The 26216-nt window shown below is 47.5% G+C and carries 17 protein-coding genes, 1 tRNA gene and 2 pseudogenes; 4 read left to right on the plus strand and 16 right to left on the minus strand.

Features of this window, described 5'->3' with window-relative positions; all coding sequences use genetic code 11:
- Window positions 1-125 precede the first annotated feature (125 nt).
- The 8 genes and pseudogenes from H3001_RS15325 to H3001_RS15360 form a co-directional block, all read right to left on the minus strand.
- Window positions 126-2036 (minus strand): annotated as a pseudogene (locus H3001_RS15325) (SusC/RagA family TonB-linked outer membrane protein); the annotation flags it as partial.
- A 314-nt stretch (window positions 2037-2350) separates the two neighbouring features.
- A complete protein-coding gene (gene rpsO / locus H3001_RS15330; RefSeq protein ID WP_007560687.1) occupies window positions 2351-2620 on the minus strand; it encodes a 30S ribosomal protein S15 in 270 nt (89 codons plus the stop codon).
- Window positions 2621-2767: 147 nt separating this feature from the next.
- The gene (locus tag H3001_RS15335; protein WP_178244050.1) at window positions 2768-3769 is read right to left on the minus strand and encodes a cation diffusion facilitator family transporter; all 1002 of its coding nucleotides are present in this window, start codon (window positions 3767-3769) and stop codon (window positions 2768-2770) included.
- A gap of 328 nt (window positions 3770-4097) precedes the next feature.
- Entirely contained in the window at window positions 4098-5042 is a 945-nt protein-coding gene (locus H3001_RS15340) for a DUF4999 domain-containing protein (protein ID WP_178244051.1), read from the minus strand.
- A 6-nt stretch (window positions 5043-5048) separates the two neighbouring features.
- On the minus strand, window positions 5049-6194 hold the full coding sequence (locus H3001_RS15345; protein WP_178244052.1) for a DUF1735 and LamG domain-containing protein: 1146 nt from the start codon (window positions 6192-6194) through the stop codon (window positions 5049-5051).
- 15 nt (window positions 6195-6209) lie between these two features.
- Window positions 6210-7166: a glycoside hydrolase family 18 gene (locus H3001_RS15350; RefSeq protein ID WP_178244053.1), complete on the minus strand. Its 957-nt coding sequence runs from the start codon at window positions 7164-7166 to the stop codon at window positions 6210-6212.
- A gap of 21 nt (window positions 7167-7187) precedes the next feature.
- Window positions 7188-8780, minus strand: coding sequence for a RagB/SusD family nutrient uptake outer membrane protein (locus tag H3001_RS15355; RefSeq protein ID WP_181215388.1), 1593 nt, complete (start codon window positions 8778-8780; stop codon window positions 7188-7190).
- 17 nt (window positions 8781-8797) lie between these two features.
- Entirely contained in the window at window positions 8798-11974 is a 3177-nt protein-coding gene (locus H3001_RS15360; protein WP_178244055.1) for a SusC/RagA family TonB-linked outer membrane protein, read from the minus strand.
- Window positions 11975-12471: 497 nt separating this feature from the next.
- On the opposite strand from H3001_RS15360, the gene typA reads away from it, so the two are divergent.
- Window positions 12472-14277 carry a translational GTPase TypA gene (gene typA, locus H3001_RS15365; RefSeq protein ID WP_181215389.1) on the plus strand — a complete coding sequence of 602 codons (1806 nt, stop codon included), beginning with the start codon at window positions 12472-12474 and terminating at the stop codon, window positions 14275-14277.
- 117 nt (window positions 14278-14394) lie between these two features.
- Here the strand turns inward: typA and H3001_RS15370 are convergent, their stop codons facing one another.
- From H3001_RS15370 to H3001_RS15385, 4 genes are all read right to left on the minus strand, one after another.
- Window positions 14395-16218 carry an LTA synthase family protein gene (locus H3001_RS15370; RefSeq protein WP_181215390.1) on the minus strand — a complete coding sequence of 608 codons (1824 nt, stop codon included), beginning with the start codon at window positions 16216-16218 and terminating at the stop codon, window positions 14395-14397.
- A gap of 11 nt (window positions 16219-16229) precedes the next feature.
- Entirely contained in the window at window positions 16230-16859 is a 630-nt protein-coding gene (locus tag H3001_RS15375; RefSeq protein ID WP_178244058.1) for a ribonuclease H1 domain-containing protein, read from the minus strand.
- Window positions 16860-16961: 102 nt separating this feature from the next.
- Window positions 16962-18755, minus strand: a complete 1794-nt coding sequence (argS, locus tag H3001_RS15380) for an arginine--tRNA ligase (protein WP_178244059.1) — start codon at window positions 18753-18755, stop codon at window positions 16962-16964.
- A 123-nt stretch (window positions 18756-18878) separates the two neighbouring features.
- The gene (locus tag H3001_RS15385) at window positions 18879-20102 is read right to left on the minus strand and encodes a M16 family metallopeptidase (protein WP_181215391.1); all 1224 of its coding nucleotides are present in this window, start codon (window positions 20100-20102) and stop codon (window positions 18879-18881) included.
- 132 nt (window positions 20103-20234) lie between these two features.
- Here H3001_RS15385 and H3001_RS15390 point away from each other — a divergent pair, with 132 nt between their 5' ends.
- Together H3001_RS15390 and H3001_RS15395 are read left to right on the plus strand one after the other, a co-directional pair.
- Window positions 20235-20768, plus strand: coding sequence for an LOG family protein (locus H3001_RS15390; RefSeq protein WP_178244061.1), 534 nt, complete (start codon window positions 20235-20237; stop codon window positions 20766-20768).
- Window positions 20769-20800: 32 nt separating this feature from the next.
- Entirely contained in the window at window positions 20801-21403 is a 603-nt protein-coding gene (locus tag H3001_RS15395; RefSeq protein WP_178244062.1) for an SIS domain-containing protein, read from the plus strand.
- Between the two features lie 166 nt (window positions 21404-21569).
- On the opposite strand, the gene H3001_RS15400 is transcribed toward H3001_RS15395, so the two are convergent.
- From H3001_RS15400 to H3001_RS15410, 3 genes are read right to left on the minus strand one after another with little or no spacing between them, the layout of a single operon-like run.
- Window positions 21570-22520, minus strand: a complete 951-nt coding sequence (locus tag H3001_RS15400; protein ID WP_178244063.1) for a bifunctional riboflavin kinase/FAD synthetase — start codon at window positions 22518-22520, stop codon at window positions 21570-21572.
- 6 nt (window positions 22521-22526) lie between these two features.
- Complete coding sequence (locus tag H3001_RS15405) at window positions 22527-23144, minus strand: HAD family hydrolase (protein ID WP_181215392.1); 618 nt, start codon at window positions 23142-23144, stop codon at window positions 22527-22529.
- Between the two features lie 5 nt (window positions 23145-23149).
- The gene (locus H3001_RS15410) at window positions 23150-25789 is read right to left on the minus strand and encodes a calcium-translocating P-type ATPase, PMCA-type (protein ID WP_181215393.1); all 2640 of its coding nucleotides are present in this window, start codon (window positions 25787-25789) and stop codon (window positions 23150-23152) included.
- 152 nt (window positions 25790-25941) lie between these two features.
- On the opposite strand from H3001_RS15410, the gene H3001_RS15415 reads away from it, so the two are divergent.
- Window positions 25942-26015, plus strand: a tRNA-Ile gene (locus H3001_RS15415).
- Between the two features lie 89 nt (window positions 26016-26104).
- Here H3001_RS15415 and H3001_RS19895 read toward each other — a convergent pair.
- A pseudogene (locus H3001_RS19895) lies at window positions 26105-26216 on the minus strand (ISAon1 family transposase); the annotation flags it as partial.

Raw genomic sequence — 26216 nt, forward strand, 5'->3', positions numbered from 1 at the left:
AATCCAATATCTGTGTGGGCAGTACAATACTGGCCAACATGCTCAAATAATCGTTTTCCATGCTGTAAAGTAAAGAACTATTCGATTAGATTACAAATTTATCCCCACTAAATTTCTACTGAGCCCTGGTTACCTACAGAACCGTATCCGGCACGTAATTTCAATTGATCGATAAACCGGTTTTCCGACAGGAATGCTTCCTGTTTCAGATCCCATGCCAGGGCGGCAGAAGGGAAGTAGCTCCATTTGTCTTTCAGTCGTGATGAGCCGTCGGCACGGATGGAAGCGGTAATCATATAGCGGTTCATCAGTACATAATTAACTCGGAGCATTCCTGACATCAGCGTATTGATGGTACGTTCAGATGCTACGGCAGCCAAATCCGCATCAGACCATGCCAGGTTGTTTTCTCCAATCAGGTCAATATAGTCCAGGTTAGAAGCCGTACTGGTATGATTATAATTGTTGTCGTATGATTGTTCAAATACCGCAGTGGCATTGATACGGTGATTTCGGTTGAATTCTTTTACGTAGCTCAGTGTATTGGTATTTAACCATGAGGTGTTCCAGTAGCTTTTTACCTTTCCCTCTGTCAGATTGTTTTTGAAGGCATTATAGCTCTTTTCGTTGGCTACTGATGAGGTGAGACGGTTCTCGAATACGGCTCCCAACTGTGAGCGGAAGCTCAGTCCGTCAATAATGTCGAAATGTACATATCCCTGCAGGCGGTTGTTGATTGTTTTGTCGGAATTATTGCTTTCCCAGATGTGTCCCATCGGGTTGTAAGTGGAACTGCCGTCAAAGAATGCGTTGTTGTAGTTGCCGTTTTCATCCTGTGGCTCTATTGTATTAGGGAAGTAAGTTGCCTGTTGAATCAGACCGTCATACTCACCGATTTTAGGTTTCTTGTTTTCCCTATAATATCCATAGATATTCAGTCCGGCTTTCAGCCATTTCTTGATTTTGGTATCGACTTTCAGTCGCCAGCTGTAAATGCTGCTGTCTGATTCTTTGATGATACCTTCATCGTTCTGGAAGCGTAAAGAGGCAAGGAATGTGGTCTTTTCTCCACCTCCTGCTACCGAAAGTTCATAATTCTGTGTAACTGCCGGTGTACGGTAGATTTCTCTGGCATAGTTGAAACCGGCTATACCAGCCTGAAAAGCTGCTAACTGATCGGGAGTATAGTAGTGGTTGTTTTCATATCCAAAATACTCTTTACCAAAGTCATTGACCAGGTTGGCGTATTCATAAGGAGAGAGAGTGTCGGGGTATTTGGCTACAGTCTTGATGTTGGCAAAGGCATTGAGTGAGACTGTCAGTTTGTCTTTTTCCGGATTTTTTGTGCTTACCAATATGACTCCGTTTGCACCTCTTGAACCGTAGACAGCTGTAGCAGAAGCATCTTTCAGTACTTCAATTGAGGCAATATCGGAAGGATTAAGTGATTGTAAGGAGCCTCCGATGAATCCGTCAATTACAACCAGCGGTCCGGTTTCTGCTGTGATGGAGTTGATACCGCGTACACGGATGGTATTATCCTGACTTGGGTCACCCGATCCTGAAAGTACGGACACTCCGGCCATGCGTCCTTGCAGGGCATCAGAAACATTGCCTGTCGGTGTACTTTTCAGCGCTTCTGAGGTTTTCACAGAAGCAACAGCTCCTGTAAGGTCACTTTTTCGTTGTACACCATAACCTACTACGACTACTTCTTCGAGTACTTCAGTGTCTTCGGTCAGGGTAATTTTGAAGGTCGTTTTTCCGGCAACTTTTATCTGTTGAGTCTTGTATCCAATATAAGATACGGTCAGGGTAGCGTCTGGAGAAACATTAGGAATAGTGAAATTTCCGTCCAGGTCAGTAATTGAGCCGTTATTTGTTCCTTCTACCAGAATGGAAGCTCCGATAACGACTTCACCTTTTGTGTCAGTAACTGTTCCGCTTAAGGTTAAGTTTTGTGCGGAAATACAGATTGCAAATGCAAAAAGCAGTATACAGAGTACCGCTCTTTGAAAACAAAAATGTAATTTCATAATGTTAGTTTAAAAGTTAGTGTGTTACATAAGGTCATTTTTTCGTCTGCAAGTGTACGTAACTTCGGTACGATTTAGGGGGATAAATCATACACTTTATGTATATTTCTGTACAGAAATTAAAATTTATGCGAAAAAACAGGTTGTAGACGACGTTTTTTAGAGATTTTTTGTAGAATGGTAGCGGATAAAGGTAAAATAGTCTTGTTTTACGGCAGGATAGTAATTATGAAAAAACATGCATCCGCATAAAAAACGAGGAGGCACTCCAAATGGAATGCCTCCTCATTTTTTCGTTTGCAGCAAGTAAAGGATTACTTACGCAGACCGAGTTCTTTAACGATAGCACGGTATCTTTCGATATCGCGGCTCTTCAGGTAGTTCAGCAAAGAACGGCGCTTACCTACCAAAGTTGTCAAAGCTCTTTCAGTGCTATAATCTTTTCTGTTGAGCTTCATGTGCTCAGTCAGGTGAGAAATACGGTATGAAAACAATGCTATCTGCGCTTCAGGTGAGCCAGTATCAGTGTTAGACTTTCCGTACTTTCCAAAGATTTCTTGTTTTTTAGCTGCGTCTAAATACATAATTTTGACTTTTTAGATATATAAATTAAATTTCGCGGTGCAAAGATAGACATAATCTTTTAAATAACAAGCTGTTTTTGAGCGAAAAATAGATATTTTTCCTCTTTTTCCCGAAGGAGGAAGTTTTTCCACCTCTTTTGTGCTTGTCTATCCTTCTTTTTCACTTCCACTTTCCACAAAGGTATGCAGCGTGATTTTCTCTCTTTCACGCAGTTTGGCCTTCCGGTCCTTGCATTCCTTGCAGGCGCAGACATCGCATCGGGAGTGCTCGAAGATGTTGCAGGGATCCAGGTGGACCGTCAGCAAGATCCGGTGCGGATATTTATCTTCCAGAATCTGTTTCAGGTAAGCGGCTTCGCGGTGCCCCTCTTCGATGGTATAAAACCAGGGCAGGGTGAGGTCACAGTCCATATACAGACAGTTTCCGTATTTGATTACCTTGGTGTTGTGAATGTCAATCCATGCGGGCATCCGGTGCTGGTTAAGCACCTCTGCCAGTTCGGCCAGCAGGGCTTCATCCGCCTTGTCCAGCAAGTTGGCAATGGTCTTTCTCAGGATGGAAATACCGGTAAAGATGATGATTCCTCCGAAAAGAAAGGCCAGTAAGCTATCTATCCAGGCAATTTTCGTGAAGTACAATACCAGCAGTCCGGCTACCAGTCCGATGGTTGAGTAAGTATCCGACTGCAAGTGCTTTCCTCCGGCAATCAGTGCCATGGAATTGTATTTCTTTCCGATGCGGACACTGTACCATCCCATGAGGTAGTTCAGCAATCCGGAAACCGCTACGATATAAATACCTACATCCAGTTTCTGGATGGTGGCAGGGGAGAACAGGTGGCATATGCCTTCGTAAACGATCAGTCCTCCTGCAAAGGTGATCAGAATGCCCTCGATGGAGGCAGATACCTGCTCCATTTTACCGTGACCGAAGGGGTGACCTTTGTCTTTGGGCTTGGCCGACCACCGCAGACTGTACAGCCCGATGGCTCCTGCCGCTACATTGACGATGCTCTCCATGGCATCGGTCAGCACTCCGACCGAGTTGGTGAGCCAGTATGCGGTAAATTTACCTATCAGAATCAGGGTGGATATCAGAACAATCCAGCCCTGTACCCGCTGCTTAAGTTCATCTTCATTGGTTATCATATCCGTAGTATTTATTTTTCGGGCAAAAGTAGTTATTTTTTTCATTCCTTGTCAAGGTACTGAAAGTTTTATGCGCGGATAGCGCCGTACAACCGTATCTGCATTTACAAGGGAGAAGTTGCCGCAGGGCGCTCGGACAGATGCATCCCTTCCTTGATAAACATTCCGGCCTCCATACGCGGGTCGTACAACTCGCATATGGAGGCCGGTCAACCTTGCTGCGGAGGTTATGCCACCTCCGGGGCAAGGTTATAAAATACATTTTCAGCTTCCAGACAACTCAATTCTTTGGTTCAGAGAAAACACAAAGGAAGGGTTGCCTTACGGCTTATTTGGGTTCGTATACATTAAATTCCGTAACGTCTACTCGTGAAGGAACCTTCAACATCTGATATTTGATGTGACGGGTAGTTACAGGAGTAATGAACTTAATGTTGTGTACATTACCTGATACATCCAGTGTACCCATTGTCTTCCACTTCTGTCCGTCGTCTGAAGAGAACATTTCAATCTGAGTCGGGCAATATCCTCCTCCCCAATGGTTGGTACGGATTCCGGTAATGGTCTTGGCAGTCTGGAAGTCAATTGTAATCCAGAATCCGGTCTTGTCGCGGGCTACATCTGTATACAGATTGCCGTCTGTCAGGTTTGAAGGAGTTCCTTCTACTCCATCTTCTATCTGAACATACCATGAGGTCCGATCCATTGTTTTGCTGTTTTCCGGTTCTCCGACTTCAAGGTTGTTGATTGAGAATTCCTGTTTGGTCAGGCTGACAGGTATGGCTGCAAGGCTCTGGTTGGTGGTAATTACGGTATTGAAATTACCTGTCTGGATTTCAGCAAGGCGGATTTCAAACTCTCCGCTGAGCATTTCCTGAGTCTGGGCCAGTTCCTCTTTTCCGGTCAGTGTGAAAGTAATCTCTTCTGATTCGGTGCTGCCGGCCTTGATGACCGGTCTGTCCGAACTCAGTGTGAAGACAGAAGCAGGGATGTCTCCGTTGGCGGTAACCTGCAGCACTCCGGTAATGTCTTCCGTAGCAGGTTTCTGTATCTTCATCTTGAAGGTTATCTCCACATCACCGACAATGCCTGCCGGTGAATGCTTGATGGAAAACTGCGAGTTGTTCAATATCAGATAGTCATTGCGCTGGATATACACATAGGTTGCATTCCATTCGTTTTCTGTGGCTCCGTCATCCTTGCAGGATGAGAAACTCAGTGCAGTCCCGACCATAAGGGCTGCCATGCATATAAATTGATAGATAAATTTCATAGTAAATCAGTTTTGTGGTTCCGGACATTTGATTCCTTCTGCCCATTGTAAACTACCTCCTGTCTTAATCTCGGCATCATACCCGTGTCCTGTAAAGTCTTTTGCTTTCTTCGAATCTCCGTCGTTGAATCTCCAGTAAGCCAGCAGACCTTCTGAGTCGGGCTGTACGTAGCACATGTTTTCCTGTATCTCAACCTGTGACAGTACGCGGGTCCAGATACGTGCCTCGCTGATGTAACCGTCCAGATAACGTCCGTTGTAAGAGTAACCAAAGTTGAAGTCTCCTCCGTCGTACAGGTTAAGTGGTCCGCGGGTAGCCTGTTTGGTTGCGGCTACTTCACCGTCTACATATACGATGAACTGACTGCCGGTGAAGACTACGGCAAGGTGGTACCATTTACCGGTATCGAAGGTCATTTCCGGAGTAACCTGGTCTTTTGCAGTCACCTGGAACTGATTGTTCTTGATGGTTACGTCACCGAAACGCAAGAGGAAGTTCTCATCGTATTCAATACCCATGATGGAGCTGATATACGGGTCGCTGTTGCAGAACTTGTTGACTTTCACGCGGCACTCCATGGTAACCTGAGGAATGCTTTGCAGTTCGGGGCTCTCTTTGAACTTAGGCACGTTCAGTGAGCGGCTTCCTGAGAGTGAAAGTACCTTGGTGATGATGGTACGGTTGATGACGATGTAGTTGGTACGGCAAGATTCCAGAATCGGATAGCCTTCTGCCGAAGCCAGTGAGATAGGAACCAGATAAACCGCTCCGTCTTCCATTCCTTCGGTAGTAGTAATGTTGAACATCACCGGAGTGGACACACACGAACCCTGTTCGATGACAGATTCCATTTGTTCCATGTTATAGCATTCCTTCGGAAGCACCTTGAAGTTCGTACCCTTTTCGGCATTGTACTGCTCTACTAGTGAATCGTCAATCCGAAACGTAATGTGCAGGTCCTGTTCTGCCTTTGCCGTACAGGTTGCACTGACTCCGAAACTCTGAGGACCGTCGATGGTGATTCTGCTTACAGTGGTTTTCTCAGTACCTGTCATGTAGATCAGGTGGTTTAATTCTTCTGCATTTTTGCACCCCGTGAGCAGCAAGAAGAGAAACGCAGTCAGAATTTGAATTTTATTGAATGTTTTCATATTCATGTAGTGTTTTTATTTTACAGTCGGGTTCATGATTTGAATGGCCTTTCTCAGGTACTTGTAAGTCGGCAAAGCCAGGTATTCGTATTCCATGTGATACGTTCCAACTCCTGCCTTAGGACCCTGAGTCGGGTTGAAGCGGGCCATACCCTCGAGAGAAGGCATTACGTTTCCGTATTTGTCCACGTAGTTAGGATTTCCTCCGCTCTGCCAGAAACTTTCGAAGTTCTCGGTAAAGATGTACTGTTCAGGTCTCCAGCCTACATCAGCAGCCCTGTTAAAGCGGCCTTGAAGATCGCTGTCGCCGTTTGAATTATAGGCCTGCACGATACCGTAGTCGAAATATTCAGAGAGTCCCGGATTCATGTAGTAAGGCTCACCGTCGATACTCAGGATTTTTCCGGTGCCCGATTTCGGACCTACGTATTTGCCCATTTCATGGATGAAGGTTTCCATATTGTCCTTGTTACACAGCGGACCGCTACCTCCATAATTGGGCTCATAGTCGAAGTCTATACCGTCATAATTGTATTTTACGATGGTATCGTTCAGCGACTTGGCATAAGAAGCATAGTCTATCGTACCGTCTTCGGCAATGAAGAGTTCGGGTACTGTGTGGGCGAAGATGGTGAAAATCACTTTCGTACCCTTCTTCTGCTGTACGTAAGCCATGTCTTCCATCATGGCCGGAGTCAGGTTGAAGGTATTTCCCCAGATGGAGATGATATCTACGCTGTCGGGCACGTTGTCCAGGCGGGTAGACATGGCAGTACCCGAAGCGGTCCAGTTGCCGAACCAGCCGAATGAAACCTGATGCTTGGACTGCTTGTATGCTCTCAGTGCTTCAAAATAATCTTCCGATTTGGTAGGAGGTACCTGTACGTCAAGAGCCTCCGGAGTAGTCTGTTCATCGCATGCCACCAGAGCTGTGCTGAAACAGAGTGCAAGGAAATATAATATTTTTCTCATATTCGTTCTGTATTAAAAGGTTTATTTTTTGTCCCACCAAAGCGGTGTGCCTCCGTGGTCGGCTCCTCCCAGCAAGGAAATGGCCTGGTTGACATTGGCGCTGTTGTTGTCATATTCGGTTTGCGGGAAAGGCAGACGGCGTATCTGCTTTTCGGTATCGATGGTACCTCCGCTGTAGTTGGTTACAACCGGGAAGATTTTCGGATATCCTGTACGGCGGAATTCGCTCCAGGCTTCCATACCTTCCGGATACATGGCCAGCCATTTCTGTGTGATGATGCGTTCCAGGTTGGTTTCGAAACCGGCTGCACTGTCGTAAACCGGAGTGATGGTAGAACGGGGAGCGGCACTGTTGTTGCCTACCTTGTCTTCGAACTTAGCCGGCTGTGCAGTATCGTCGGTCAGGTAGTTGCCGAGGGCAGCACCGTGCTGTTCGAAGGAAGTTCTGACACCCTGTTCATACAGTTCCTGTGCATCGCCGTTCATGTTCCACTGTCTGAGGGCACCTTCTGCTCTCAGGAAGTAAGCCTCGGCAGCACACATCCACTGTACCGGGTCGGATTTCTGTACGTTGGGGCAGGAGAGGGCACGGTAGCCTTCGATGTTGTCAACGATAATACCGTTGCGCATTCCGTGGTAATCTCCGGCAGGTTCGGTAGCCTGACTGAAGTATTTGGAGATACGTGCGTCCTTGTAGCCTTTCAGGTACGATTCCATGGAAGCTCCCATACGTGCGTCCTTATACATATCCCATACTACGTTCAGCGGGTGGTACACCGTAATGCCGTTGTGGCTGTGCAGCAGGGCATTGTCGCAGTTGCTGGTCATGACGCCCAGTTTGCTGTGTACCACTGCCTGTTCTGCATATTTCTGTGCCCAGTCGGGTTTTACATATACCACACGCATGGCAAGACGCAGCATCAAGGTATTGGCGAATTTAGCCCACTTGCTGACATCTCCTTCATATACCAGGTCGTATCCCTTAAGCGGACGGGCCGACGGGTTTTCTGTGGCATACTGTTCCAGAATCTCACTGGCTTCTGTCAGTTCATTGAAGAAGGACTCATAGACTTTCTCCTGTGAGTCGTAGGGAATCATCAGGCTTTCGCCGAACTTGAAATAAGGAATCGGACCGTAAGCGTCGGTCACACGGTGCATGGCCGCGATTTTCAGTACCTGTCCGATGGCGTAAGTAACCGGCTCTTCATTCTTGATCTGCTCGGTAGAAACCTTTTTCCACTGTGGCATGACATTCTGGTAAGCGATAGAGAAGAGCACGTCGCTCCATCCACCGAAGCGGAGGTTGTAAGTCTGATTGTTTGAAGAACTGTTCCAGTTGTCGCTGGCAGCCATATAGCCCGAGAAAATATCTCCGACCAGGTTCTGGGCACGCTGGAACGCGTTGGCGCCTTCGTCGCTGCAGGGGATGATATCCATCTGCATGGCACTGATGGAACCTCCTGTACGCAGGTTGTCTCTGTCGAGCATGTCATCGGTAACCTTATCGGGATTGGTATTCATTTCTTCATACCCGGCGGTACAAGCGCTCATTCCACCCAACAGTAAGCAGGCGGCCCCTATATATTGTATTTTTCCTAAAAATTTCGATTTCATAGTTTTATGAATTGAGGTTAGAATTGAAGTTTTACGCTAAATCCGATGTTCCGCAAGCTCGGCATCATGAAATAGTCGATTCCCTGATAGTAGGTTCCGGTAGAAGAAGCCAGCTCAGGATCGAACGGAGCCTTGTTGTAGAACATGAACAGGTTCTTTCCGATGAGTGATACGGTTACGTCCTTCAGCTTGTTGTTGAACCACTTGTTAGGTAATGTATAACCCAGTGTCATTTCACGCAGACGTACGTTGGTAGCGCTGTAAGTATAGAATGCCAGCAAACCGGTAGTTCCACCTCCCACTACTGAATAGTAGCTTTCCGGGTTCAGCAAGCCTCCGTTGACAACTACTCCGCCGTTGTCGCGTGCATCAGCACTGGCCTGTGAGGTACCGAAACGGTCCATCATGGCTTGTGTAGCCGATACGCATATACCTCCGATACGCCAGTCGATGAGGACGCCCAGAGATACTCCCTTATACTGGAAGGTGTTGTTCCATCCGATGTTGTATTTCGGAGCAGCGTTGCCGGCCTTGATCCATGTTTCAGAATCGGCCTGGATGCTTCCGTTCTGCGGATTTACGTAAATCTGTCCCTGATGGTCGCGCTTCAATCCGGTCACGTAGATATCACCGATGCTTCCTCCTTCAGTGAGACGCTGCTTGTAGGAGTCGTTGGTACAAACGTCGATGTAAGGCATGTTTCCAATCACTTCTCCTGTAATCGGGTTGACAGTGTTCGGATCGAGCAGTTCCTTGATTTCATTGCGGTTCATGGTGAACGTCAGTGAGGAGTTCCACTGGAAATCCTTGATGCGTTCCTTGTAGGCAAGGGTTGACTCAATACCCCAGTTGTTTACCTTACCTCCGTTGGCATAGAAATGAGAGTATCCTGAGCTTGGAGGCATGGAGATGGTAAAGAACTGATTGTAAGTGTTCGAGTTGTAATAAGTCACGTCAAGGTTCAGTTTGTCTTTGAACAGGCGCAGGTTCATACCTACTTCGAACGACTTGGTTCTTTCCGGTTCCAGGAAAGTAGCCGGGATGAACGGCAGACTCTCGATGTTACCGCCACTGATACCGTAGGTCAGAGATGTCATGTAAGGCTGAGGAGCATTACCTACTTCACTGTAAGAAGCACGCAGCTTCAGGAAAGAAATAGGAGTATGGCTCAGGTCGAACATTTCGGTAGGAACGAAGGACAATCCGACAGACGGATAGAAGAAACCGGTGTTCTTATGCGAAGTGAAGGCAAACGTAGAGAACCAGTCGTTTCGGCCGGTCACATCCAGGAACAGTGCGCTCTTGTATGCCAGCTGCAAGGTTGCAAACACAGCCTGTGTGTTGGTATGTACTCCCTTGGAGTCGAGCGGACGGGTTTCCGGGTCGTTCTTGATGATGTTCTCGAATGTAAACAGGTTGGCTACTTTGGCCAGGTGTCCTTCGTAACCGATTTTTTCTCCAGCGACTTCATCTGTCACACTGGCACCGATGTTGGCGTTGATGCCATAGTCTCCGAAACGCTTGTCGATGTTCAGGATGGCATCGGCGTAGAAGTTCTTATACGCAGTCTTCTGTTTCAGGTAGTTTCCGTAGTCGGAAGCAAACAGGTTGCTGGATGAAGCGGAAATCTTACGCTCGTAGGTATCTTCCGTATTGTCGACACGCATACGTCCGGTAGCCTGCATCCAGTCGTTGATCTTCCAGCTGAGGTTGGCGGTAAACATGTAACGCATCTTGTGGTTTTCGAAATGCTCTCTGTTTACAATCCAGTATGGGTTCTGCATGGACAATCCCTGTTCACCGTATGTCCAGTTCTGTGTCGGGAAGTTACGTTCCGGGTTGAAGTGTTCATAGGTCTTGAACTTGGTGAAATCATCGGCCGGCGGGAACAGATACAATGGCACGAGCGGGTTGTGTGCCTGTCCCTGTACCAGCAGGTTATGGTTGTTCTGAAGGATATAAGATGCACTCATATCCAAGGTAAGCTTATCCTTGATCAGCTCGGTAGTATTACGCAGGGTAAAGTTATACCGGTTGTAACGGCTGTTAGGAATGATACCCCGTGAGTTGGTAGAAGAAGCCGAGAAGTACGTCTGGTTCCGGTCGGTTCCGCTGGTCACGTTCATGGAGTTGATTTCATTGAAACCGGTCTGGAAGAAATCCAGCGGGTCGTATGAAGAAGGAGTAGCCAGTTTGTTTCCCCAGCTTTCGTATACCAGGTCGTTTTTCCGTCCGTAAGTGTTCTGGAAACGGGGAGTCACGAAAGGTGAAGTAAACTGGGTGTTGTTGGAGTAGTTGACGGTGAGCTTGCCTTTCTTTCCTTTTTTAGTGGTGATCAATACCACTCCGTTGGCTCCGGAAACACCGTAAAGTGCGGCGGCAGCGGCACCGGTCAGTACAGACATTGATTCGATATCATCCGGGTTGATGCTTGAAATACCGTCACTGTCACCTCCGTCGGGCATTTCGAAAGAACCTTCGGGCTGGGTAGACCGCATGGATGACAAAGGAATACCGTCGACTACATACAGGGCGTTGTTGTCGCCGAACAGTGACTTGGTTCCACGCATTACCACACGGGTAGAACCGCCGATACCGTTGGCACTCTGGTTAATGGTTACTCCGGCAATCTTACCGGTAAGGCTGTTGACGAAGCTGGCATCTTTTACGGCAGTAACGACGTCACTCTTTACTTCCTGTACGTTGTAAGTCAATGATTTGGTCTCACGCTTGATACCCAATGCAGTAACGACTACCTCTTCGAGGGTTTCGGTGTCTTCCTGCATGACGATTTGATAGGAAGCCTTAGGAGATACGGTCAGTGTGACGGGTTTGTAGCCTACGTAAGAAATTTCCAGTACGTCGCCGTTGGATACCCTGAGGGAGAACTCTCCGTTGAAGTCGGTGATGGTACCGTTCGAAGAATTCCGGATGATTACGTTTACTCCGATAAGGGCCTCGCCTTTGCTGTCTTTGATACTACCTTTTATCAGGAAGGTTTCTGGTGCAACCTGACTGGATGTGGCATCAGTTGTCAGGGAACCGACTGCAGGAGAAGAAGCAAATGAAGGTACGGCTGCTAAAGAAAATACGGTGCCGGCTAATAAGGCAAGATTGACTCTTGCTTTTGAAGGACGCTTGAGATTTAATCCATCTCGTCGGGACAGGTCCTTGAATAATTTTGTTTTTTTCATATTAAAAATTTAAGGTTACAGGTTTATACCATGTCTTGCTTTTGCGGTTGAAAACAGGATATGCAGCCGGAAAACGGGTGCAGATGTTTTCTTTTTCTACGGGTTAACTGTCATTTATTTTCATAGGCTTCATGTCTTTTGAATGTATATTGGTTTCATGTGAATATGCATGTAACACTTATTTCCTTCAACAAGGGGACAGCCCTTTTAACAGATTTAAGGTGATTATATTTAATAACTTACTTCTATGAGTTAAATTAATTACAAATATACAAATTTTAATTAGTAGATAATGTAGTTTTTTGTGGCTTATTCGTGGAAATTTTTGGTTGTTGTTATAAAAAATTATGTGATGAACGGGGTTCGGGGCGAAAATTGGGTAAACGAGGAGTTTGACTTTGCAGATATCTTGCGCTGTTCTTTTAAATTCAGTGAGTTATTGATATAGAATTTCCCCAAAAAGTAGTACCTTTGTATCCCAAATATATAGGTATAATATGCAAGACATTAGAAACATTGCCATTATTGCCCACGTAGACCACGGAAAGACTACGCTGGTGGACAAAATGATGCTGGCGGGACACCTGTTCCGCAATGACCAGACCAACGGTGAACTGGTTTTGGATAACAACGATCTGGAACGTGAAAGAGGGATAACGATCCTTTCCAAGAATGTATCTATCAACTATAAAGGTACTAAAATCAATATCATCGATACTCCGGGACACGCCGACTTCGGTGGAGAAGTAGAACGTGTATTGAATATGGCGGACGGATGCATTCTGCTGGTAGATGCTTTTGAAGGTCCGATGCCTCAGACTCGCTTTGTATTGCAGAAGGCACTGCAGATCGGACTGAAGCCGATTGTAGTTGTCAACAAGGTGGATAAGCCAAACTGCCGTCCGGAAGAGGTACATGAAATGGTATTCGACCTGATGTTCAGCCTGAATGCTACGGAAGACCAGCTGGACTTCCCGGTAATTTACGGTTCTGCCAAGAACAACTGGATGGGAGAGGACTGGAAGACACCTACCGGTACCATCACTCCGCTGCTGGATGCCATCCTGAAATATATTCCTGCTCCGGAACGTCTGGAAGGAACTCCTCAGATGCTGATTACTTCTTTGGATTATTCATCATATACAGGCCGTATCGCTGTGGGACGTGTACACCGCGGTACCCTGAAGGAAGGTATGAACATTACACTGGCCAAGCGTGACGGTACACTGGTTAAGTCAAAGATCAAGGAAGTACATACTTTCGAAGGACTGGGCCGCAAGAAAGTGGAAGAGGTTTCTTCGGGAGATATCTGTGCCATTGTAGGTGTAGAAGGTTTTGAAATCGGTGATACCATCTGTGATTTCGAAAATCCGGAACCACTGCCTCCTATCGCTATTGATGAGCCGACAATGAGCATGCTGTTCTCTATCAACGATTCTCCGTTCTTCGGTAAGGAAGGTAAGTTTGTGACTTCACGCCACATTCACGACCGTCTGATGAAGGAGCTTGATAAGAACCTGGCTCTGCGGGTACGCAAGACCGAGAATGAGGATGGCAAATGGATCGTGTCGGGACGTGGTGTATTGCACCTGTCTGTCTTGATTGAGACCATGCGCCGTGAGGGATACGAGCTCCAGGTAGGACAGCCTCAGGTAATCTACAAGGAGATTGACGGTGTGAAGTGTGAGCCTATCGAAGAACTGACGATCAGTGTTCCGGAAGAGTTTGCCAGCAAGATGATTGATATGGTGACTCGACGTAAGGGAGACCTGACTTCGATGGAAACACAGGGCGACCGTGTGAACATTGAGTTCAACATGCCTTCGCGCGGTATCATCGGATTGCGTACGAATGTGCTGACAGCTTCTCAGGGTGAGGCAATCATGGCTCACCGTTTCAAGGAATATCAGCCTTATAAGGGGGAAATCGACCGTCGTACGAACGGATCTATGATTGCCATGGAAAGTGGTACGGCATTTGCATATGCCATCGATAAACTGCAGGACCGTGGTAAGTTCTTCATTTATCCGCAGGATGAGGTGTATGCTGGACAGGTAGTGGGTGAGCATGTACATGAGAACGACCTGGTAATCAATGTGACCAAGTCGAAGAAGCTGACCAACATGCGTGCTTCGGGTTCGGATGACAAGGCGCGTATCATTCCGCCGGTAATCTTCTCTCTGGAAGAAGCACTGGAATACATCAAGGAAGATGAATACGTAGAGGTAACTCCGAAGAGCATGCGTATGCGTAAGATTATTCTGGACGAGAACGAACGTAAGCGTGCCAACCGGAAGGATTGATCAATCCGGACAGTTGGATGAAATAAAAACAAAAGGTGCGGGCTGTAGCATTACGGCCCGCACCTTTGTTGTATATAGGGCCTTCAGTAGGATAAGGCCCTGAGGAAGGGAACTGAATTATCTTGCTCCCAGATTGTCGTATGAGCTCTGGAGGATGGCTTTCGCCCGCAATACACGGTTTTCACTGGCATCGGGCGATTCGATGATGGGACGCTCTGCATTCAGGTCGTATACGCTTACTCCGGTGCTGTCGGCAAAGGCAACACCTCCTCCGAAACTCCAGTAGGCAAAGGGGTATACATATTCTTCTCCGAGTACATTGCGGCTGAAATCAAATTCCTTATGCGCTATGCCCAACTGTGCCAGCAGGGTGGCGGCCAGGTCGCTCTGGTTCATGATACGGTCGATGACCATGGGCTCCCGCACGGCACCTCCGAGCCACAGCATGGGGATGTGGTGGATGCGGGCATCGTGGGCATAGCCTTCCATCGGATAATAGAATCCGTGGTCGGGAAGGCAGATGACGAGCAGGTTCTTCCATACAGGCAACTGCTTGAGGCGGTCGATAAATTCTCCCAGACAGTGGTCGGTGAAGGCAAAGGCATTGGGCTGTGCTTCGTCCAACTGCTGGAAAGGTACCTTAAACGGTTCGTGACTGCTGAGGGTCAGGAAAGCCGTATGCCAGGGACTGTCTTTTTGGGTCCGCTTCCGGATGGTCTGGTACAGGTCTTCGAAGGTTACGTCGTCGTTGACTCCCCACGGGTTCTGGCGCTGTGCCAGACTGAAGTCCACATCGGCCTTCAGACGTTGATATCCGGACTCCAGCAAGTAGCTTTTCATGTTTGTGAAGTTGATATCTCCTCCATACAGAAAATCGCTCTGATAGCCTTCCTGTGCGAGTTTTCCGACAATGGAAGGGAGGGTACGGCTTTTGGCCGGTATTTTCATGACCGACAGGTCCGGAAAACTCTGATAGCCGCTCAATGTGCAGACGGTTCCCCGGTCGGTACGGTAACTGTTGGCATAGCAGCGGGTGAACCAGATACCTTCTTTCGACAGACGGTCGATGTTTGGACTGGCTCCTTTGACGCCTCCGAGTGATTCCACCATCGTGGCTCCGAATCCCTCCATGATAATGATCAGGATGTCGGGACGTGAAGTACGGAGCAGTTCAACGGTATTTTTCCCTTCGGTAGGATACAGGTTTTTGAACAGCGAGTCGCGCTGTGCTTCCGGAAGATAATCGAACTGGTCGGCATAGTTTTTGGTCTTGCTGACCGATGCCAGCAGACTGAATGCCGGATTCACTGCCGAATGGTTCAGAAATTCATTATTGCAGTAGTACACCTGTCCGATGTTGGAAGTCGATTCCGTGACGCCTCCCCGGATAATTACAAAGAGAATGCCTCCCGAAAGCAGCAGTAAGGCTGTGGTGGTCAATTTCCGGATGACCGGTGGAAGTATGCGCGGAGTAATGAGATACAGCACCCCGAAGAAGACTCCGGACAGCAGCAGAATCAGCAGGATACGGAGCAGGATGAAGGCCGTAGACACACTGGCCATCGCATTCTTCGGAGAATCCAGGTAGAAGAATACGGAAGCATCGAGCTTGAAGTTCCAGAACGGATACAGACACATGTCGCCGACAAAGATCAGTGAGGTGATGAGGGCAATCAATACATAATAGCCTATCAGTATTTTTCGCAGGGGAAAGCGCTTGAACCATACACTGACTAGGACTGTCAGCCAGGGAATGGCTACCAGGTATCCGGCCGTGGCTGTATCCAGGCTGATGCCGTGAAACATGACATCCATAAAATCAGAGAGGGAAGCTCCCTTGCCTGCTGCGTCATTATAGAACATGAAACAGGGTTTCTGCAATACGAAATAACCCAGTACGGCAGCAAAGAACGAAAGTATAAAAAGCAATCTCTTTTTCATAAGCTGATCTGTTATTTTCTACCGAAATCGGCAGGGATTTCGCCCCAAAGGGTGGTCTGCCATTTCAGCAGGGGAGTGGTATACGTGTTTTCTTGCAGCCATTTCTCGGCACGTGCTATCAGCTGGTATACGGCAGCTGTCTTTTCCGTACGCTCCAGCTGGGTCTTGCATTTTTTCTCCCTGACCCATTTGAGGGCATTGGCACTGTCGGAGTAGATGGTTTTCTGTATTCCGTCCCGCTTCATCTGTGCCAGTCCGTGGACGATGGCCAGGAATTCTCCGATATTGTTGGTGCCGCAGATAGGGCCGAAATGGAAGATTTCTTTTCCGGTAAGCAGGTCGACTCCACGGTATTCCATGGGACCGGGATTTCCGCTGCAGGCGGCATCTACTGCCCAACTGTCCGGTTCATAGCCTACGGCCGACAGGGCGCTGTCTGAAAGCGGGGCAGAGGCTTTTTCTTTGGGCTGAAGATAAAGGTGTGCAGGAGAAGAAAGGGCCGCTTCTGCTTCTTCCCGGGTAGAAAAGGACTTGTACAGGGCTCCCTTGTAATTGTTTATCTGGAGCTGGCACTCGGTCCATGAAGTGTATATTCCCGGGTTTACCCCTTTCCATACTACATAATATTTCTGTTTACCCATAATTGATGTGTAATGAAACGAAAAAACGCAGGTCTTAGCGGAATTCTGTTCCAGACCTCCCCCTAAAACCTGCGTTAACTATGATTTTAATTGAAAGAGAAATTACATTCTTTCAGGTACTTCGATACCCAACAATCCCATGGCCAGTTTTACCACCTTGCCGACATTCTGGCTCAAAGTCAGACGGAATACCTTCAAGGCTTCGTTTTCTTCGCGCAGGATGCTGAAATCATGGTAGAACTGATTGTATTCTTTTACCAGATCGTATGCATAGTTGGCAAGGATAGACGGGTTGTAGTCGGTACCGGCCTGAGCTACTACAGCAGTGAAGTCGGCCAGCATCTGGATCAGTCCCTCTTCCTTGGCACTCAGTTCAATGCCTTTGGCAAGTGTAGCCGGAACTTCGATACCTGCTTCGGCTGCCTTGCGCAGGATAGACTGGATACGTGCGTAGGTATACTGGATGAACGGTCCGGTATTTCCGTTGAAATCGATGGATTCTTTCGGGTTGAACGTCATGTTCTTCCGTGCATCTACTTTCAGAATGAAATATTTCAGCGCGCCCAGGCCGACGATACGTGCGATGTTGTCGGCTTCTTCCTGAGTCAGTCCGTCGAGCTTGCCCAGTTCGTTGCTGGTTTCCTTAGCTGTTTCAATCATGGCTTCCATCAGGTCGTCTGCATCAACTACAGTACCTTCACGGCTCTTCATCTTTCCTTCCGGCAGTTCAACCATTCCGTAAGAGAAGTGTACCAGGTCCTTACCCCATTCGAATCCCAGTTTGTCGAGCAGGATAGAGAGCACCTGGAAGTGGTAGTTCTGTTCGTTTCCTACTACATAAATCATTTTATTGATCGGATAGTCCTGGAAACGGAGTTTCGCAGTACCGATATCCTGTGTCATGTATACGGAAGTACCGTCACCGCGGAGCAGGAGCTTGTGGTCCAGTCCTTCGGCGGTAAGGTCGGCCCATACAGAACCGTCTTCCTTGCGGAAGAAGAATCCCTTCTCCAGTCCTTCCATGACTTTTTCCTTTCCTTCCAGATAGGTATCTGATTCGTAATAAATCTTGTCGAATCCAACTCCCATCATCTTGTAAGTGGCATCGAATCCGGCGTATACCCATTCGTTCATTTTCTTCCACAGGGCACGGACTTCCGGGTCGTTTGCTTCCCATTTGCGGAGCATTTCACGGGCTTCCTGCATCAGTGGTGACTGAGCTTCGGCTTCTTCTTTGCTGAGGCCTTTTTCCATCAGTTCGGCTACTTCTGCCTTGTAATGCTTGTCGAAGGCTACGTAGTAATCACCTACCAGGTGGTCGCCCTTCTTGCCGGATGATTCCGGAGTTTCACCGTTGCCGTATTTCAGCCAGGCAAGCATGGACTTGCAGATGTGGATGCCTCGGTCGTTTACGATGTTGGTCTTAACCACCTTGTTGCCGTTGGCTGCCATTACGTTGGCCAGTGCGTTTCCGAGGAGGTTATTGCGGACATGACCCAGGTGCAGCGGTTTGTTGGTATTGGGTGAAGAATATTCAATCATTACCAGCGGTGCGTCTGCCTGCGGCTGTTTGATTCCCCACTGTGCGTCTGCGTGGATGGTATTCAGCAAGTCAATCCATACGTCTGATGCAATAGTAAGATTCAAAAATCCTTTGATGACATTGTAAGCGGCGATGGCTGGCTCATTCTGCTTCAGATATTCTCCAATTTCCTGTGCGGTCTGTTCCGGACCTTTCTTGGAAACTTTCAGGAAGGGGAAGACTACCAGAGTGAGATGTCCCTCGAACTCTTTCTTTGTTTTCTGCAATTGTACCATCTTGGCAGGAACATCTGCTCCGTACAATTCTTTTATTCCGTTTATCACTGAGGTACTCAGTTTCTCTTCTATTTTCATAACGTATGTAATTTTATTCAATTCCTAAGTTCAACAATACAAAGATAGTGTTTTTGTGCTTTCCGTCAAAAATAAAACTCCGATAAGCCACAGTGGCAGAAGTCTTTTTCTGAGGTGCCGGGGTTATCGGTAAATCAGTGTAGTGAGATAGTCTTCGGCAAACATTTCATTGGCAATGTCCAGCAGCTGGGAAGGCGTGAGGGCATTGATGCGCTGGAAGACTTCCGACTCTTCTTCATAATGGCGGTAATGCAGGAAGCATTTGGCCATGTTGAGGGTATTGTTCTCAAAGTTGTCGGATGCCACTCCTATCTGTCCGATAATCTGTTTCTGGGCTGCATGCAGCTGCATGGTGGTCAGGCCTTTGTCGCGAAGCCGTTTCAGTTCCTTATGGACCAGTTCGATGCAAAGATCCGTATCTTCATGGTCGCAACCAAAATAAATGCAGAAGGTTCCGGTATCTGTATAGGCAGTCAGGTTCGATTCTACATTGTAGACCAGTCCTCTCTTCTCGCGGAGCGATACATTCAGTTTACTGTTCATTCCGGGACCTCCCAGGATGTTGTTGAGCAGATACAGTCCGGTACGCTTGTGGTCGTAGGCACTGTATCCGCGGCCTCCTATCATTACGTGCGACTGATGGGTGTCCTTGAGGACGGTACGCCGTACCGGCTGATAGGGGAGAGGAGACTGCCGCTGCATTCTTTCAGCCGAACGGTCGGTGATTCCCTGGGTGGCTTTTTCCACCATGCGGATGATACGCTTGAAATCCAGGTCGGCCGAAATGAAGAATACCATGTTCGACGGGTAATAGTATCTTCCCGTAAACTGTAAAATATTTTGCGTAGTATACTTCCTCAGTTGCCCGGGTGTTCCCAAGATGTTTTTCCCTAAGGGATGATTGGGGAAAATGAGTTCTTCAAAATCATCGAATATCAGTTCGGCCGGAGTATCTTCGTAGCTTTGGATTTCATCGATGACTACCTCTCTTTCCTTTTCCACTTCCTGCTGCGGGAAGGTGCTGAAAAAGACGATATCCGTCAGCAGCTCCAGTGCCCTTGAAAAATGCTCTTTCAGGAATGCACTGTAAACCACTGTTTCTTCTTTGTTGGTATATGCATTCAAGTCTCCTCCCACATTCTCCATACGGTTGAGAATGTGCCATGCCCGCCGTTTTTGCGTCCCTTTAAAGATGAGATGCTCCACGAAGTGAGCCATTCCTCCCTCTTCCGGAAGTTCATCGCGGGTTCCTGCGTCGATGGCATAGCCGCAATAGGCTACCCGTGTAGGACTGGGAGTATGGATGATGCGCAGTCCGTTGGGCAAAATGAAAGTATTATATGTCATAAGTTTTGTACCGGGATTCTAAATTCGATGCAAAAATACATATTACTTATTGTCTTTCACTGAAAAAATACAGATATTTGCATCAGGTTCAGTTGTGCAGTAGCAAACTTGTTTGGACTAAAAATAGAATATATGAAAAAAATAGCAATCTTTTGTTCTGCCTCCAATCAGATAGACGCAGTGTATATGGAAGCTGCGAGCCAGCTGGGAACATGGATGGGACAACACGGAAAATGGTTGGTTTACGGAGGCTCCAATACCGGACTGATGGAAGCGGTGGCACGTGCGGCCAAGGAGAACGGCGGAATGCTGATGGGAGTGGTTCCTACCAAGCTGGAGGAACGGGCCATGGTCAGCGACCTGCTGGATGTTACTTTCCGCTGCATGGATTTGAGTGACCGGAAAGATATCATGGTGAGAGAATCGGAAATCATGGTTGCTTTGCCCGGAGGTATCGGTACGCTGGATGAAGTGTTTCATGTAATGGCGGCCGCCAGCATCGGTTACCATGGCAAAAAGGTTGTATTTTATAACGTCAACGGTTTTTGGGATGATCTTCTGAGGTTCATGGAACGGTTGGAAGCTACACACTTCGTGCATCGTCCGCTCGGAAATTATTACAGTGTGGCAAATACATTCGAGGAATTAATACAATTGTTAAATTAGTCGGCTGTCCGACTTTATAAACTATTTCAGATATGATTTCGTCTATAAAAGATTTATTGCAGCGTGAAGCTCAGGCAGTGTTGAACATTCCTGTGACGGATGCCTATGAAAAAGCAGTTGCTTTGATTGTGGAACAGGTACATCGCAAACATGGCAAGCTGGTGACCAGCGGTATGGGAAAGGCCGGACAGATCGCTATGAATATAGCTACTACATTTTGCTCAACGGGTATTCCTGCGGTTTTTCTGCATCCGAGTGAGGCTCAGCATGGAGATTTGGGTATCCTGCAGGAAAATGACCTGCTGTTGCTGATTTCTAACTCTGGCAAGACCCGTGAGATTGTAGAACTGACTCAACTGGCACATCAGTTGAATCCGGCACTCAAGAAGATTGTAATCACCGGAAATCCTGACAGCCCATTGGCTAAGGCTGCCGATATCTGCCTGGCAACCGGACATCCGGATGAAGTATGTCCGTTGGGAATGACTCCGACTACATCTACCACGATGATGACGGTAATCGGTGATATTTTGGTAGTAGAGACCATGCATCAGACCGGTTTTACCATTGAGGAATACAGCAAGCGTCATCACGGCGGATACCTGGGTGAACGTTCTCGTGAATTGAGCAAATAAACGATCGTATAATAAAATATCTCCCCCGAAAGTATGTGAGTACTTTCGGGGGAGTGTTGTATAAAGAGAATGCTTCTCCGCTTTTCTACAGGCGGACTTTTCCAATAATGCTTTTGCTTCTTCCTTTCGGGAAACTTCTGTTCAGGTTGTAGGAGTAATGCCTGTTTTACTGTTGGCTCCCATAAACCCCGGACAGGGAGGAAAACATCCGTGTCACATTTTTCCGGTCTTCTTCCAACTGCCGGCTCAAGGCAGTCAGGTCCTCAAATTTCGCTTCTTTCCGGATAAAAGAGATAAACTCGATACGCACGGGACAATGATAGATATCGCCGGAATAATTCAGTATATGGGCTTCAATGCTCAGGTTGTTCCCGTTGTTTACCGTTGGCCGGTATCCGATGTTGAGCATGGCCGGATAACAGTGCGCATCCAGGTGTACCCGTACGGCATAAACCCCGTTTCCGGGAATCAGTTTGTCACCGCATGCCGGTTGTATATTGGCAGTAGGAAAACCCAGTTTCCGTCCGATTTTGAATCCTTCCGTGACCGTTCCCTCCAGGCTGTAATTGTATCCCAGGAAATGATTGGCCTGTTCTATCTGTCCTTCCGACAACAACCGTCTGATGGCCGATGAACTGATGGAGATACCTTCCTCTACCAGTCCCTTGGCCTGGACAATTTCCATTCCCAGTTCTTTTCCATACCGGCAGTAGTCGGTAAATCCCTCACTGCGGTTGTGTCCGAACCGGTGGTCGTATCCGATAACCAGCGCCCGTACATGATACTGCTCATGCAACAACTGCATGAACTGTTTGGCCGAATACTGCGACAATTCCTGAGTGAAGGGAAGTAACAGGCAATAGTCTGCCTGTTGCTGCAAGAGCAGGGATTCTTTTTCTGCCGGACAAGAAAGCAGTTCCGGCTGATAGCTTTTCTGCATCACCTGCCGGGGGTGTACCGGAAAAGTAATCAACATGCTGTTGAGTCCTCTTTTCCGTGCCTCTGTGCATACTTGTTCAATCAGAAAGCGGTGTCCCCGGTGTACCCCGTCGAAACAGCCGATGGTAGCTACAGAAAAAGGCAGTTTATCTATTGTGTCACTTTGTACTATTTGCATAAATTCTTATTGAAATAACAATGCCAGATCTTCTCCGGGAATGTAATGCATCGCATGCATTCCGGTTGAAACAGCGGCTTCGCAGTTTACTTTCGCATCATCAATGAATACGGTTTCCTCCGGACGCAAGCCGGCCGCATTCATCACCGCTCGGAAAATCTCAGGGTCGGGCTTGGCGAGTTTCATCTCATAGGAAAGGAATATCTGTGTAAAGTATTCCTTTACGTCGGTATTTCCGTATTGGAAAGCCCGTCCCGAAGCCGAATTCCAGTGAAGCTCATTGGTATTACTCAGCAGATAAATACGGTACTTCTGCGACAGCTCCATCAGCAGGCGCAGTTTCTCTTCCGGAATGGAAAGCAATTCGCTGTTCCAGATGGCATCCACTTCATCATCCGTCAGCAGTCCGTTGCCGGTCAACCGGCGTATCTCCTCCTTGAACTGTGGCGTGGAAATCATGCCACATTCATACTGGTGGAAGAAGCCCGCTTCGTTCTTTCCCGTTACCAGGTTGCGTATTTCAGTGGCTCCTGCCTTCTCAAACCGTTGCAGGCAACCCTCAAAGTCGAGGTCGAGCAATACACCACCCCAGTCGAAGATAATATTCTTTATTTGAGTATCCATAATTATCAGCTGTTCTTTGTAGAATTACTTTTTCGTTTGATGGCTCTGATAATTTCTCCTATCCACAGCACAAAGGAAGTTCCTCCAATGATGTATCCCCATTCGGTGAGCGACAAAGGTTCGGTACGGAACACTTTTCCTCCGAAGCAGACAATCAGAATCTGTCCTACAAGAATGATGAGGGCCACTCCGAGCATTCCCAGTGCGTGTGACGCATCCTTGAAGATGGAATGATTGGTTCCGAATACGCTTGCATTGAACAGGTTCCAGAACTGCAGCATCACGAATATCGTAAAGAAGATAGTCAGATGATGCACATCCATGCCTCCGGGAAGGCCTTTAAAGTAGGCAAGCAGTCCCATCAGGATGACCAGGAATCCGATACCGACCCCGAAAATATTGGTACGCATAGAAGGAGTAATGATGAAATCGCTCTGACGGCGTGGCTTCTCGTTCATCACATCCATGCTCGGGGCAATAGAGGCCAGTGCCATGGCTGCGAAGGTATCCATAATCAGGTTCACCCAAAGCATCTGTGTAACTGTAAGCGGCAGTTCGGTTCCGAAGAATGCTCCCAGCAACACACTGCACAGTGCCACCACGTTGATGGTCAGCTGGAATACGATGAAGCGCTGGATGTTCTTATACAACGAACGTCCCCACATGACAGCCGTCGCGATGCTGTGGAAGGAGTCATCGAGCAATGTGATATCGCTGGCTTCCTTCGCCACAGAAGTTCCGCTTCCCATGGAAAGGCCTACCTGTGCGTGGTTCAAGGCAGGAGCATCGTTCGTACCGTCACCGGTAACTGCCACTACGGCCCCTTTCTTCTGCAGCAACTGTACCAGACGCTGCTTGTCCATCGGACGGGCACGGCTCATCACCTTCAGGTCGAGTACTCTGTCCAATGCTTCCTCATCACTGAGTGCCGCAAATTCCACACCGGTAATCCGGTTTCTTTCGGTATCGGCAGGAGTCCACAAGCCAATCTGCCGGGCAATTTCGGTTGCCGTTCCCGGAGTATCTCCCGTGACAATCTTAATGCCGATTCCGGCCGACTGACATTTGGCAACGGCTGCCGGAACATCCGGACGGATAGGGTCACTGATGGCGAAAATACCCAGGAAGTTGAGTCCTCCCTGGTTGACTAACTCGGCACAGTCGGTAATCTCGTTCGGGTCTACATACCGGTAAGCGATTCCCAAGGTACGCATGGCCTTGTTCTGGTAAGCCAGCAGCTGTTCGTTGTATGATGCAATCTGCGGGTTGTCCAGCTTGCATTTTCCCATGACGATTTCGGGAGCGCCCTTTATGTAAAGAATTCTTTTGTTTTTCAGCGATGAATCGGCCAGCGTAGCCATGTACTTACGCTCCGTAGAGAATGTCAGCTGGTTGACAATCTTCGCATTGTCGCGTAAGGTGATATAGTCTTTTCCTTGACCGTTCAGCCAAAGCAGCAAAGCTACCTCTGTCGGATTTCCTACTCCCGAGAGTTTCTTTTCTTCCGGATTTTCTTCCAGGAAAGCCGTAGAGTTGACCGCAATGCCTTCTGCGATGAGGTCTGTATCCTCGTCTTTCAACTGAGATTCGTATACCTGCATCTGATTCTGTGTCAGCGTACCGGTCTTATCCGTACAGATGACCGTAATTGCACCCATTGTTTCGCAGGCATGCATTTTGCGCACCAGGTTGTTGGTCTTGAGCATGCGCCGCATGTTGAGTGCCAGACTCAATGTAACGCTCATCGGCAATCCTTCCGGTACGGCAACCACGATTAAGGTGACTGCCATCATGAAGTATTTCAGCACAATCCGGGCAATGTCCAGCCACTGGTGCCAGTCATTCACTTCTGTCACAGAAAGATAGTGATAAAGATCCTTGCTGGTGAAGATAATAAAAGTTAGTGCGGCGATGGTAAATCCGATTTTACCGATCAGACTGGCCAGTTTAGACAACTGAATGTTCAGAGGGGTCTCTTCCAGGTTCTGCTCGGTAGCCTGACGGGCCACTTTACCGATTTCCGTCGCATCACCTACCCGTTCTACCTTCATGATTCCATGTCCGTCGGTAATGGTGGTACCTCGCATGACGGTATTCGAAGGATAAGTAGCTTCTTCATCAAAATGAGCCGGGTCTGTGGTCTTGTTGACCATCAGCTCTCCCGTCAGCGTCGATTCGTTAACCTGCAGTGAAACGGCTTCCAGCAATACTCCGTCGGCAGGTACTTCCTCTCCCGTATTGAGGATGACGATATCACCTACCACAATGTCTTTTTTAGGTATTTCGTGTACTTTTCCGTTGCGGATAACCGTGACCGGAGTTTCTTCACCTACCGCATTCAGCAAGTCGAATTTCTTATTGGCATCGTATTCAAAATAAAAGCCGATTCCGGTAGCCAGGAAGATTGCAAAAAAGATACCGATTGTTTCTGCATATTCACTTTCAATGATGGAAATGACCAGTGAAAAAAACGCTGCCACCAATAATACCCGTATGACCGGATCCTGGAATTTTTCCAGATATAATTTCCACATAGAAGGGCGTTTGGGAGGAGTCAGAAGGTTGGAACCGTATTTCTGACGATTTTCTTGTACCTGTTGGTCAGAGAGCCCGTGTAAATAAGATTCGTTTGTGTTTTGTGACATATGTCTAACTATTAAAATATTAAGTTTCGCAAAAATACAATATATATCTAAACTCTTGTCAAATATAGGTTTTTTTATAAAAAAAGCCCTTAAATATTGTGAGAATAAATAGAAAATATTACTTTTGCGCTGGTTCTAGGAGTAAAATCGACGGACTTGTAGCTCAGTTGGTTAGAGCAACAGACTCATAATCTGGAGGTCCCTGGTTCAAGCCCAGGCTGGTCCACGAAGAATATCAGGCAGTTACGGATTCCGTAACTGCTTTTTTTATGTCCTTGCGTAAACAACCCTTTGAAAACGGGGGTCAGTAGCTTTTTAGTGGGGATATGCATATAAGTTCGCAATGCGGAATAAGAAAAACTTCTTGTCAACAACTCCCCTGAGATTCGCTCTAAAGAGTTTGATTTTAGCATTGAATGATTCAGCA

It is taken from the genome of Phocaeicola faecicola (assembly GCF_013618865.1).
GTDB lineage: Bacteria > Bacteroidota > Bacteroidia > Bacteroidales > Bacteroidaceae > Phocaeicola > Phocaeicola faecicola.